This window comes from Nocardia sp. NPDC101769 (assembly GCF_044766925.1).
Taxonomy (GTDB): domain Bacteria; phylum Actinomycetota; class Actinomycetes; order Mycobacteriales; family Mycobacteriaceae; genus Nocardia.
The window spans coordinates 227,012-238,779 of record NZ_JBIWMX010000002.1 but is presented as its reverse complement, the minus strand read 5'-3'; the positions used below and the strand labels follow the sequence as shown (position 1 = coordinate 238,779).

At 67.2% G+C, this 11,768-nt stretch carries 11 protein-coding genes and 1 pseudogene; 8 read left to right on the top strand and 4 right to left on the bottom strand.

What is annotated here, in order from left to right; all coding sequences use genetic code 11:
* Positions 1 to 54: 54 nt before the first annotated feature.
* Positions 55 to 636 (bottom strand): hypothetical protein, encoded by a 582-nt coding sequence (locus ACIRRA_RS04065; RefSeq protein ID WP_402763681.1) that lies wholly within the window; start codon positions 634 to 636, stop codon positions 55 to 57.
* A gap of 316 nt (positions 637 to 952) precedes the next feature.
* On the bottom strand, positions 953 to 2,479 hold the full coding sequence (miaB, locus tag ACIRRA_RS04060) for a tRNA (N6-isopentenyl adenosine(37)-C2)-methylthiotransferase MiaB (RefSeq protein ID WP_402762773.1): 1,527 nt from the start codon (positions 2,477 to 2,479) through the stop codon (positions 953 to 955).
* 289 nt (positions 2,480 to 2,768) lie between these two features.
* On the opposite strand from miaB, the gene ACIRRA_RS04055 reads away from it, so the two are divergent.
* The 8 genes from ACIRRA_RS04055 to ACIRRA_RS04020 all read left to right on the top strand — a co-directional run bounded on the left by ACIRRA_RS04055 (position 2,769) and on the right by ACIRRA_RS04020 (position 8,494).
* Positions 2,769 to 3,497, top strand: a complete 729-nt coding sequence (locus ACIRRA_RS04055) for an amino acid ABC transporter ATP-binding protein (protein WP_402763679.1) — start codon at positions 2,769 to 2,771, stop codon at positions 3,495 to 3,497.
* Between the two features lie 52 nt (positions 3,498 to 3,549).
* On the top strand, positions 3,550 to 4,383 hold the full coding sequence (locus tag ACIRRA_RS04050) for a glutamate ABC transporter substrate-binding protein (RefSeq protein WP_354839620.1): 834 nt from the start codon (positions 3,550 to 3,552) through the stop codon (positions 4,381 to 4,383).
* 97 nt (positions 4,384 to 4,480) lie between these two features.
* Complete coding sequence (locus tag ACIRRA_RS04045) at positions 4,481 to 5,152, top strand: amino acid ABC transporter permease (RefSeq protein WP_402763676.1); 672 nt, start codon at positions 4,481 to 4,483, stop codon at positions 5,150 to 5,152.
* Complete coding sequence (locus ACIRRA_RS04040; protein WP_402762771.1) at positions 5,149 to 6,078, top strand: amino acid ABC transporter permease; 930 nt, start codon at positions 5,149 to 5,151, stop codon at positions 6,076 to 6,078. The genes ACIRRA_RS04045 and ACIRRA_RS04040 overlap by 4 nt, the downstream gene beginning before the upstream one ends.
* 109 nt (positions 6,079 to 6,187) lie before the next feature.
* Complete coding sequence (locus tag ACIRRA_RS04035) at positions 6,188 to 6,463, top strand: hypothetical protein (protein WP_402762768.1); 276 nt, start codon at positions 6,188 to 6,190, stop codon at positions 6,461 to 6,463.
* 84 nt (positions 6,464 to 6,547) lie between these two features.
* Entirely contained in the window at positions 6,548 to 7,048 is a 501-nt protein-coding gene (locus ACIRRA_RS04030; RefSeq protein ID WP_402762765.1) for an HAD domain-containing protein, read from the top strand.
* Between the two features lie 157 nt (positions 7,049 to 7,205).
* A complete protein-coding gene (locus ACIRRA_RS04025) occupies positions 7,206 to 7,739 on the top strand; it encodes a DoxX family protein (protein ID WP_402762763.1) in 534 nt (177 codons plus the stop codon).
* 233 nt (positions 7,740 to 7,972) lie between these two features.
* Positions 7,973 to 8,494, top strand: coding sequence for a hypothetical protein (locus tag ACIRRA_RS04020; protein WP_402762760.1), 522 nt, complete (start codon positions 7,973 to 7,975; stop codon positions 8,492 to 8,494).
* A 531-nt stretch (positions 8,495 to 9,025) separates the two neighbouring features.
* Here the strand turns inward: ACIRRA_RS04020 and ACIRRA_RS04015 are convergent.
* A pseudogene (locus ACIRRA_RS04015) lies at positions 9,026 to 9,499 on the bottom strand (regulatory protein RecX); the annotation flags it as partial.
* Between the two features lie 1,140 nt (positions 9,500 to 10,639).
* On the bottom strand, positions 10,640 to 11,674 hold the full coding sequence (gene recA, locus ACIRRA_RS04010; RefSeq protein WP_354839607.1) for a recombinase RecA: 1,035 nt from the start codon (positions 11,672 to 11,674) through the stop codon (positions 10,640 to 10,642).
* Positions 11,675 to 11,768 lie beyond the last annotated feature (94 nt).

The window sequence follows — 11,768 nt, the reverse complement described above, 5'->3', positions numbered from 1 at the left end:
GAAAAAGGCCCGGTGGCAACCGAATTCGGTTGTCACCGGGCCTGTATCGAAGATTCAGTCCTCGCCGAAGAGGCGGCGGCGCTGCTGTTCCTCGGCCTTGGCCTCGGCCAGGCGGCGCTGTTCCTCGGCGGCCAGATGCACCGAGGTGCGCGCCCACACCACCCGGACCCAGTGGAAGGTCAGCACGACGATGGCGATGGTCGCCACGATCAGGCCGATGCCCGGGCCCGCACCGTGGTAGTTGCCGATGCCCGGAGTCTGGCGGTGCCAGATGGACAGCACGCCGAACACGCTGCCGATGGCCGACCCCGCGACCGCGATCCAGGCCAGCAGCCAGCGACGGGTGATCAGCGCCAGTACCGAGAAGCCGATGCCGAACACCACCACGAACCAGACGAAGACCCGCGAGGGCAGGCCGATGTGGTCGGCCTGGGCGACCGCGTCGTACAGCAGCACGTCGAAGCCCCGGGTCTTGCCCGCGTGCGGCAGCACCAGCGACGCGAGCAGCACGAACACCGAACCGGCCACGACCATGGCGCGCACGCCCGGGTCGATCTCGCCGGCGATCTTGCGTTCGACGGCCTCGAGGTCCGCGCGGAACTGCTCGAAGTCCTGACTGTTCTCGGCGGCCTGCATGCTCTCCTCGTTCGCCTCGGGCGTCGCTTCCGACGCCGGTTCCGATTGTGCTGCTTCGTCTTCCGGATGCTCCGGCCGGTCACGAGGCTCGTCCGGGCCGGTGGGCTGCTGCTCGGTCATACCACTCGAGATCCTTGCTGACGGCTAGCGCTCCCGCGCCGGGGATGTGGTCAGGCGGTGCGCGAGGGGTACCCGTGATGGATCGATCCCTCGCACGTACCCCAGCGATCCTGCCCTATGACGCCGTGTAGTTGACAGCGACCCCACCATTTGCTGCGCGAGGTCGCGCCGACCGGCTCGGTCGCCGCGGGCCGGACTACTCGCCGCAGCCCGGTCCGCAACCCGCGGCCACGGTCTCGACCACGACCGGCGCGCCGATGCTCGGCAGGCCCAGGCCGACGCCGATCGGCGCGGTCTTGGGGGTGATGCCACGCTCGTGCGCGTCTCCGGCACGGGTGCGGCGGTGGGTGAGCACCTCGCCGTCGGCGATCAGGTAGTGCGGTGCCGCACCGGAGACAGCGACGGTGATCACATCGCCGGGCCGAATCTCGGTGCCGGGAGCCGGATCCACGGGCGGGCGGAAGTGGACGAGCCGCCCGTCGCGCGCGCGACCGGACATCCGCGCGGTCTTGTCGTTCTTCTTGCCCGCGCCCTCGGCGACCAGCAGCTCGACGGTCGAGCCGATCAGCGCCTGATTGCCCTCCAGCGAAATCTGCTCCTGCAGCGCGATGAGCCGGTCGTAGCGCTCCTGCACGACCTCCTTGGGCAGCTGATCGGGCATGGTCGCCGCGGGCGTGCCGGGCCGGATGGAGTACTGGAAGGTGAAGGCGCTGGTGAAACGCGCTTGCCGCACCACATCCAGGGTGGCCTGGAAGTCCTCCTCGGTCTCGCCCGGGAAGCCGACGATGATGTCGGTGGTGATGGCGGCGTGCGGCATGACCGCGCGCACCTTCTCGATGATGCCGAGGAACTTGGCGCTGCGGTACGAGCGGCGCATGGCCTTGAGCACGCGGTCCGAACCGGACTGCAGCGGCATGTGCAGCTGCGGGCAGACATTCGGCGTTTCGGCCATGGCCTCGATGACGTCGTCGGTGAACTCGGCCGGGTGCGGGGAGGTGAAGCGCACCCGCTCGAGGCCCTCGATATTTCCGGTGGCGCGCAGCAGTTTCGCGAAGGCGCCGCGGTCGCGGGGCTCCTCCGGATCGGCGAAGGAGACGCCGTAGGAGTTGACGTTCTGACCCAGCAGCGTCACCTCGAGCACGCCCTGCTCGACCAGCGCCTGCACCTCGGCGAGCACGTCGCCCGGACGCCGGTCGACCTCCTTGCCGCGCAACGCCGGGACGATGCAGAACGTGCAGGTGTTGTTGCAGCCGACCGAGATCGACACCCAGCCCGCGTATGCGGACTCGCGCTTGGCGGGCAGCGTCGACGGGAACGCCTCCAGCGATTCGATGATCTCGACCTGGGCCTGCTCGTTGTGGCGGGCCCGCTCCAGCAGCACCGGCAGCGAGCCGATGTTGTGGGTGCCGAACACCACATCCACCCAGGGCGCCTTCTTGACCACGGTGTCGCGGTCCTTCTGTGCCAGGCAGCCGCCGACGGCGATCTGCATACCGGGGCGGTCGGCCTTGATGGGCGCGAGGTGACCGAGGGTGCCGTACAGCTTGTTGTCGGCGTTCTCGCGCACCGCGCAGGTATTGAAGACGACCAGGTCAGCGGTATCGCCGGCCACGGCCTTGACGTAGCCGGCGTCCTCGAGCAGACCCGAGAGCCGCTCGGAGTCGTGCACGTTCATCTGGCAGCCGTAAGTGCGGACCTCGTAGGTCCGGGCCGGGGAATTCACCCAACCAGGGTAATAGGTGCCCGGCGCAGGCCATAAACGCCGTCCGTGCTGGGTGACCCGGGTCTCGCGGCGGAACGGTAACGGCCCGGCGGATGGTCGTGGAATTGTCGGCGAATCATCGTCCGACCGGGCGATGGTGGTCTCAGCAGCATCAATCGCTGGTTACGCGGGGGTGTCGAGTCCCGGCGTTGCTCGGGCCGCCCAGGCAAAGACAAGCATTTCGGGCACGACATGATTAGGGTCACTGGTCATGACCGACGTGGCCGATTCCATCAGCACTCCCGCGCCGATGATCTCGATGCGGAATGTGGACAAGCACTTCGGCTCGCTGCACGTGTTGCGTGACATCAATCTCGAAGTGCCCAAAGGGCAGGTCGTGATCGTGGTGGGGCCCTCCGGCTCCGGCAAGTCGACCCTGTGCCGAACCATCAACCGGCTCGAAACCATCGACTCCGGTGAGATCGCCGTCGACGGCGTGAAATTGCCCGACGAGGGCAAGGCCCTCGCGAAGCTGCGCGCCGATGTGGGGATGGTGTTCCAGCAGTTCAACCTGTTCGCACACAAGACGATTCTCGAGAACGTGATGCTGGCGCCGGTGAAGGTGCGGCGTGTCGACAAGACCAGGGCGCGCGCCCGGGCACTGGAACTACTCGACCGGGTGGGCATCGCCAATCAGGCCGACAAGTATCCGGCGCAGCTGTCGGGCGGTCAGCAGCAGCGCGTGGCCATCGCGCGGGCGCTGGCCATGGACCCCAAGGTGATGCTGTTCGACGAGCCGACCTCCGCGCTCGATCCGGAGATGGTGTCCGAGGTGCTCGAGGTCATGGTCGGGCTGGCGAAGGACGGCATGACCATGCTCGTCGTGACCCACGAGATGGGCTTCGCGCGGCGCGCGGGCAATCGGGTGCTGTTCATGGCCGACGGGCAGATCGTCGAGGACACCGAGCCCGAATCCTTCTTCACCGCACCGAAATCGGATCGCGCCAGGGACTTCCTGGGCAAGATCCTCTCCCACTGACTCCACTCCACTAGGGAACACTCCCGCACTCCACAAGAGAACAGGACGTTCGATGAGGATCAACCACGCAATCCGGATCGCCGCCGGAGTGGCTGCCCTGGCGCTCGCCGTCACCGCATGCGGCGGCGGCAGCAACAAGACCGCCAGCCAGCACGCGGCCGACGGCAAGCTCACCATCGGCATCAAGTTCGACCAGCCGGGCCTGGGACTGCTCAACAAGGACGGCAGCTACAGCGGTTTCGACGTCGACGTCGCCAAGTACGTGGCCGACAAGATGGGCGTGAAGCCGGAGAACATCACCTTCAAGGAATCGCCGTCGGCGCAGCGCGAGACGCTGATCCAGAACGGGCAGGTCGACTTCATCGTCGCCACCTACTCCATCACCGACGCCCGCAAGCAGAAGGTCGACTTCGCGGGCCCGTACTTCGTGACCGGGCAGTCGCTGCTGGTGCGGTCGGACAACACCGACGTCACCGGGCCGGAATCGCTGACCGGCAACAAGAAGCTGTGCTCGGTCAAGGGCTCCACCCCGGCGCAGAACGTGAAGGACAAGTACGCCAAGGAAGTTCAGCTGCAGGAGTACGACACCTACTCGCTGTGCGTGGAGGCGCTGAAGTCGGGCGCGGTGGACGCGGTCACCACCGATGACATCATCCTGCGCGGTTACGCCGCGCAGTCGCCGGGCGCGCTGAAGGTGGTCGGCAAGACCTTCTCCGTCGAGAACTACGGCATCGGCGTGAAGAAGGGCGACACCGAATCGCGCGGCAAGATCAACGACGCCATCGATGCCATGATCACCTCGGGCGCGTGGAAGGCGGCGCTGGAGAAGGAATTCGGCAGCACCGGCTTCCAGATTCCGGAACCGCCCAAGGTCGACCGGTACTGATTCGCGGACGCGCGCCGGGTGATTTCACGCCAAGAGTCGCGAAATCGCCTGGTGCGCTCCGTCTTCTGATCGAAGGAGTGGGGCAGTCGTGTTCGACATGATCTCCAACTATCACACCAAACTGCTCGACGCGTTCTGGGTGACGATCAAACTGACGCTGTATTCGGCGTTCTTCGCGCTGATTCTCGGCACCGTTGTGGCGGCCATGCGGGTGTCACCGACCCCGGTCGCACGCTGGATCGGCGCGCTGTACGTCAACATCATTCGCAATACGCCGCTCACGCTGATCATCGTGTTCTGCTCACTGGGCCTGTACCAGACCCTCGGGTGGCGGCTGGCCGCCGAAGGACCGAACAGCATCGCGGAGAACAGCTTTCGCTTCGCGATCGTCGGGTTGAGTATCTACACGGCGGCTTTCGTGTGCGAGTCGCTGCGCGCGGGCATCAATACGGTGCCGTTCGGGCAGTCGGAGGCGGGACGTTCGCTGGGGCTCACCTTCGGGCAGAATCTGCGGATTGTGGTACTGCCGCAGGCGTTCCGGGCAGTCATCGCACCGCTGGGCAGTGTATTCATCGCCTTGACCAAGAACACGACCATCGCCTCGGCCATCGGCGTCGGTGAGGCCGCGCTGCTCATGTCGGAGATGAACGAGAACGAGGCGGCGCCGCTGAGTGTCGGCGCCATCTTCGCGCTCGGGTTCGTCATCCTGACATTGCCGACCGGTCTGTTCTTCGGCTGGCTGGCCAAGAGATTCGAGGTGGCGCGATGACTGCGGCGTCCGTGCTCTACGACGCGCCGGGACCCCGCGCGCGGCGGCGCTACCGGATCTACTCGGTCGTCTTCATCGCGGCCGCGGTGGCAGCGGTCTGGTTCGTGTATCACGGACTGGCCGACAAGGGGCAGTTCACCGCCGAAAAGTGGAAGCCCTTCACCGAGAGCGATACCTGGCGTACCTACCTGCTGCCAGGTCTGCGTGGCACCCTCGAGGCGGCGGCGCTGTCCATAGTGCTCGCGCTGGTTCTCGGAATGGTGTTCGGCATTCTGCGACTGTCGGACCATCGCGCGGTGCGCTGGTTCGCCGGTCTGGTGGTGGAGATCTCGCGGGCCATTCCCGTGCTGATCCTGATGCTGTTCCTGTTCACCCTGTTCGCCCAGCAGAACGTCTTCCCCTCCGACCAGCTGGCGCTCGGGGCCGCGGTGGCGGCGCTGACCATCTACAACGGATCGGTCATCGCCGAGATCGTGCGCTCGGGCATCCGTGCGCTGCCCCGGGGACAGACCGAGGCCGCCGTCGCCCTGGGCATGCGCAAAACCCAGGTGATGGTGACCATCCTGCTGCCGCAGGCCGTCACCGCCATGCTGCCTGCGCTCATCTCGCAGATGGTAGTGGCGCTGAAGGACTCCGCACTCGCCTACCAGATCACCTATCTGGAAATCGTGCGCAGAGGCACGCAGCTCGGTGCGGCGGAAAAGAATCCGATCCCCTCGCTGATCGTGGTGGCCATCATCATGATCGTCATCAACTACGCGCTGACCGTGATCGCCACCCGCGTGGAGAAGTGGCTGCGCACCCGCAAGCGCGGCTCCCGGGCCGCGCTCGCGGCAGGCGCCGTCACCCCTCCCCCGGGCATGGATGTCGTCATGGCGGACCAGTCCGCACCCGGCGTGATCGGCGACGCGCGGCCGGGGAGCTGACCTCGGACCCCGGTTCGGGAGCCGTGACTCCTGAACCGGGACCGGGCATTCCGGGAATGCTCAGCCGACCCGGGGACAATTGCTCCATCCAGCTCGCATACTGGTCTCCATGAACGAAGACGACAGCGCTCGAAGAGAATTCGTCTTCGGGCTGTTCCTGACCACCATCGTCACCCCACTCCTCGCCGGCCTCACCGCCTTCGCCGCCATCATCGGAGCACTCGCCGTCTACGATGCCGCAGGCCGCCTCCTCGCCGCCCGCCACGACAAACCGTCCCGCCCATCCGCACCCCACATGGCCACCCCCCGTGCCCTCCGCCACACCAACCACCGCCACACCCGCCGGGCACTCTCCACCCGCCGCCCGGGTGGCGTCCTGCACTGAAGGCTGTACGTGCGGCATCCTCAGCCGTGCCGCAATCCCGAAGCCGGTTCTTTTCGACCCGTGGAACCCCTCATATCTGTAGTCGTGCCGCATTACCCAATCTTCTTTCTCGATATCGACGGACCATTACTGCCGTTCGGCGGACCGCCCGGGAAGGACGTACCGGCCGGGCGGAACGCGGCCAACCCGCTGGTGACACGACTCGATCCGGCACTCGGGCCGCTGCTGTCCGCGCTCCCCTGCGAATTGGTGTGGGCGACGTCGTGGACGCACGACGCCAACCGGGTTGTCGGTCCGCTGCTGGGATTGCCGGACCTGGCGGTGGTGGAATGGCCGGAACGCGCGGATGAGCAGGTCGACGAATGGTTCGGATTGCACTGGAAGACCCGGACCGTGGTCGAGTGGGCAGCGGGGCGGCCTTTCATCTGGGTCGACGACGAGATTCGTGACCATGACCGGGAGTGGGTGTCAGCGCAGCACGGCAATTCGGCTCTCCTGTACCGCGTGGACCCTCGGACAGGGCTGCGGCGCAAGGACTTCACCGTATTCACCGAGTGGGCCGATGGTGGTTTCAGGTCACAGTGACCACACATGTGATGGCGTGAGCACGGGCGACGGCAATTGGTCTCGGGACTCGCTCTTCCAGGCGATTGAACCGGTTCGGTGGCCGGCCCGTATTCATCGGTGGGATGGGAAGACAGGTTGTTTCATCAACCTGCTTCATCACACGAAGTGGGACGTCATGACCACCAACGTCACCGATGACAACGTCAGGGATCCGGCCAAGAATATCGATTCCAGTGCGGTTGATGTGGGGCTGCTGGTGTTGCGGGTGTTCTTCGGTGGGTTGATGTTTGTGCACGGCAGCCAGAAACTGTTCGGGTGGTTCAATGGCGCGGGCTGGCACCAGACCACCGCGGGGTTCGAAAAGCTTGGGTATCACCCCGGCCGGGTGTTCGGCACGCTGGCGGGGCTGTGTGAATTCACCGGTGGCGCGCTGCTGTTCCTCGGGCTGCTCACGCCGCTCGGGGCGGCTATCGCCATCGGCACCATGATCAACGCGATGAATGTGACCTGGCATCACGGGTTGATGGGCTATGAGGGCGCCCTGCTGTTCGCCGTTGCCGCGCTGACGCTGGCGATCACGGGGCCGGGCCGATTCTCCCTCGACCACAACCGGCCATGGGCGCGCCGCGGCGTCACATGGGGCGCCGCGGCCCTCGCCCTCGGCGTGGTGGCCGCGGTGATCACCTTGGTCATCAAGTGGTCGGTATAGGTGCCGTATGCCGGCGATCTTCCGGTTCGGGTCCGTCGGCGAGAGACCCTGCCCGAGACGGAAATTCGGAGAGCGTGGTCACCCATGCCTGCTCGAGGAATCCCTCGATCGCCATCTGTTCCGCTGCCGGCCAACACCGCCGATCCCCATGCGCCAGCACGATGTCGGGGTCCGGCCCATGGCGTGCGCGTAGCATCCATGACGTAGTTGATCAGTGACGCGGGGGTTCATGCATGATCGTCGAAACGTCCCATCCGATCGTGGACGCGGTACTGGATCAGCATCGCGATGCGCTCGGGACCCAACTTCCGGCCTACCGAAACCATGTGCTGCGCAGCCTCAATTACCAGGGCTTGTTGCTGGGTGAGCAGGTGTCCGACGCGGCGGCGCTGGCCTGGGCGATCCACGACCTGGGCGTGTGGACCGCGGAGACGTGGGACTATCTCGAGCCCTCCGCCGATCTGGCCGACGTACACGCGGCCGAGTTCGGCATCACCGACATCGCCGCGGTTCGACGCATGGTGCTCGACCACCACCGCCTCCGTCGCAATGACAACAGGGTGGTCGAGACCTTCCGCATCGCCGATCGCATAGACGCCACCCGCGGCCGCCTGTACCGACCGCTGGCCCGCGCCGACATCGACACGGTCGTGGGACAACTGCCCTACCTCGGCTTCCACACCTACCTTGCCCGCCGCGCCCTCACCTACGCCGTCGCCCATCCGCTCCGGCCACTACCGATGGTCCGCTGGTAGCCGGTCCCGGCAGCAGCGGCTCCGGGACCGCTACCCACGTCCGGCCTCCGCCAATTCAGCCTTCACCACGGCGTAGGCCGTGGATTGAGTAATGCCGCGCCGGGCGAGCATGCCGACCAGGCGGCGAATTGCTTTCTCGCGGTCCAGATCTCGGGGCATAGTGCGGAGTTTGGCGCGGGCCAGTTCGGTGGCGCGGGTGTGCTCGTCGTCGTGCGAGACGGGATCCGATGGCTCGGCCTGGTCGCCGGGCTCCTCGGCTGCCCGGGGCGTCGCGGTGGCGGCCAGTTCGGCCGACACCACCTGGTAGGCGGTGCCCGGTTGGTAGCCGCGGCGGGCCAGCATGGCGACCAGGCGGCGAGTGGCCGTGTCACGGTCGAGGCTCGGGGACAGGGTGCGCAGTTTGGCCCGGACCAGGTCGGTGGCGGAATCCGCGTCGTCGGAAGCGGATTCGGGGCGTGATGCGGCGGGCTTCGAACGGAGCGGCGGCACGGTGCCGGGGGCGTCCGCTTCGCCGCGTTGCATTGCCATTGTGGCAAGTTCGGCGGTCACTACGCCGAAGGCGGTGGCGGGGCTGTAGCCACGCCGGGCCAGCATGGCGACCAAGCGTGCGATGGCTTTGTCGCGATCGACCTCCGGGGACAAGGTCTTCAGCTTGCGGCGGACCATCTCCGCGGCGCGCGCATCCTCGTCCTCGGTGGTCACCGATTCCAGGGCTGGTTCGGCATGCTCCGGCGCGATTCCCTTGCGGCGCAACTCCTCCGCCAACACCTTCTTCCCTTTCCCCGCGTACAGGTGCCGGGAACGCACCCACTGCCGAGCGAAGGCGGCATCATCGATCAGTCCGACCTCGGCGAGCCGGTCCAGTGCACGCTTGGCCACCGGCACGCTGAAACCCCTGTCGGCCAACCGATCCGCGAGTTCGGAGCGACTTCGCGCACGATCGGCCAGCAGCCGCAGACACACCTCTTTCGCCTGCGCCTCGGTACCCCCACCCGCCGATCCGATCGATTCCCCGTGCTCCCCACCCGAATCCGACCGCGACCGCCCGCGCCTTTCCCGCCCCGACCGCCGACCACCACCACCGAACTCATCGCCCTCGTCGTCATCGTACGATCGCGCCGGACCCACGCCCACCCGTGCGCCCCGATCCTCGCCCGGCCGATCGCGAGCAGCGTCCTCGCCGACAATCGAATCCGCCCCGCGCCCTCCCCTCCGACCGCGCCCCCGATCCGATTGCGCGTCGACCCGACTCGTCGAACGGCGCTGCGGGAATGCCTCCTCCCCATCCTCCGCGTAGTCCGCTACGGCCGCCCCACTGCCGGACCGATCCTCGTCGGTGCCGGTATCCGTCCCGGTGAGGGGCCCGGTATCGCCGTGCCGCTGCCGTGACCGGCGGGCGGCTCCGCCGACGGCTCGCTCACGTCTAGTTCGACCGGATTGTCCGGAGTCGGTGGCGGCAGCGGTGGCCGCGGCGAGCGCCGCACGAGCCGCACGCAGCTTGTCCTCCCGCGATCGACCAGCACCGACTGGTTCCAGATCGGCGGATTCGGCGCGGGTAGTACTCGATTCGCCGTCCCGAGTCGCGCTCGGCGCGGGTGGGTTCTCTCTGTCCGTTGGATCATCTCCGGCCCGGGCGCACCGGCCCAGCTGGGCGGCATGCGGCGCGGAGTCGTCGGCAGGCGCGGGGCCGATGGCGGACGCGGCCTGAGCAGAGGGGTTGCCAGGTTGATGGTCCGGCGGCTCGGGGTCTCGGCTCGCATCGGAGGATTGTGGTCGCGACAGCTCGGAGAGCTTCGGTCGGTGCGACGGGGGCGGCTCGGGTGTGGCGGTCGCGTCGTCGGTGGTGCACCAGGTGGAGTGATCGGTGTCCGGCGAATTGTCTTCGGGGACAGGGTGATAGGACGCGGCGGGGGCGGATGGGCCGTAGTTCCAGGTGCCGACGCCGGTGGTGTAGGGGTCGGCGGAGCCGAAGAGGTCGTGGCCGGGCTCGGGGGTTCGGGGCCTGGGAGCGGTGGGGCGGGACGCGCGGCCGGCGGCTCGGGCCGCGGATGACTCCAGTTGGCGGCGGAGGCGTTCCACCGCTTCCAGGCGAGCGGGCCCCGGCGAATCAGGCCGGGGCCCTTCGGGTTCCCGAGGAGTCATGGATCAGAAGTCGGCGGGGGCCTCTTCGGCGGTGACGTCCGCGCCGATGCCGAGCTTCTCCTTGATCTTCTTCTCGATCTCGTCGCGGACATCGGTGTTCTCGAGGAGGAACTTGCGGGCGTTCTCCTTGCCCTGGCCGAGCTGGTCGCCCTCGTAGGTGTACCAGGAGCCGGACTTGCGGATGAAGCCCTGATCGACACCCATGTCGATGATCGAGCCCTCCTTGGAGATGCCGATGCCGTAGAGGATGTCGAACTCGGCCTGCTTGAACGGCGGGCTCACCTTGTTCTTGACGACCTTCACGCGGGTGCGGTTACCGACCGCGTCCGAACCGTCCTTGAGGGTCTCGATACGGCGGACGTCCAGGCGGACCGAGGCGTAGAACTTCAGCGCCTTACCACCGGTGGTGGTCTCGGGGGAGCCGAACATGACGCCGATCTTCTCGCGCAGCTGGTTGATGAAGATGGCGGTGGTGCCGGAGTTGTTGAGCGCGCTGGTCATCTTGCGCAGCGCCTGGCTCATCAGGCGGGCCTGCAGACCGACGTGGCTGTCACCCATCTCGCCCTCGATCTCGGCGCGCGGCACCAGGGCGGCGACGGAGTCGATGACGATGATGTCAATGGCGCCGGAACGCACCAGCATGTCGGCGATTTCGAGGGCCTGCTCACCGGTGTCCGGCTGGGAGACCAGCAGCGCGTCGGTGTCGACACCCAGCTTGCGGGCGTAGTCGGGATCCAGCGCGTGCTCGGCGTCGATGAAGGCGGCGACACCGCCGGCGGCCTGCGCATTGGCGACCGCGTGCAGGGCGACCGTGGTCTTACCCGAGGATTCCGGACCGTAGATCTCGACGATGCGGCCGCGCGGCAGGCCACCCAGGCCCAGCGCCACATCCAGCGCGATGGAGCCGGTCGGAATCACCGAAATGGGCTGACGCGCCTCCTCGCCCAGACGCATGACCGCGCCTTTGCCGAAGCTCTTCTCCACCTGCGCGAGCGCGAGCTCGAGCGCCTTGTCACGATCGAAAGCCTGTGGTGCCATCGTCTGATCCCCTTCTCAACGGGTGTGTCTCATGCTGTGGTTGGCGCCCACGTTAGAGGGCGGCACCGACAAGTTCCGACGACGAGCTTAGACG

Coding starts and splice junctions, on each gene's coding strand:
- ACIRRA_RS04065 (WP_402763681.1), bottom strand. CDS start 636: ATGCAGGCCGCCGAGAACAGTCAGGACTTCGAGCAGTTCCGCGCGGAC.
- ACIRRA_RS04055 (WP_402763679.1), top strand. CDS start 2,769: ATGATCTCGATGCGGAATGTGGACAAGCACTTCGGCTCGCTGCACGTG.
- ACIRRA_RS04050 (WP_354839620.1), top strand. CDS start 3,550: ATGAGGATCAACCACGCAATCCGGATCGCCGCCGGAGTGGCTGCCCTG.
- ACIRRA_RS04045 (WP_402763676.1), top strand. CDS start 4,481: ATGATCTCCAACTATCACACCAAACTGCTCGACGCGTTCTGGGTGACG.
- ACIRRA_RS04040 (WP_402762771.1), top strand. CDS start 5,149: ATGACTGCGGCGTCCGTGCTCTACGACGCGCCGGGACCCCGCGCGCGG.
- ACIRRA_RS04035 (WP_402762768.1), top strand. CDS start 6,188: ATGAACGAAGACGACAGCGCTCGAAGAGAATTCGTCTTCGGGCTGTTC.
- ACIRRA_RS04025 (WP_402762763.1), top strand. CDS start 7,206: ATGACCACCAACGTCACCGATGACAACGTCAGGGATCCGGCCAAGAAT.
- ACIRRA_RS04020 (WP_402762760.1), top strand. CDS start 7,973: ATGATCGTCGAAACGTCCCATCCGATCGTGGACGCGGTACTGGATCAG.
- recA (WP_354839607.1), bottom strand. CDS start 11,674: ATGGCACCACAGGCTTTCGATCGTGACAAGGCGCTCGAGCTCGCGCTC.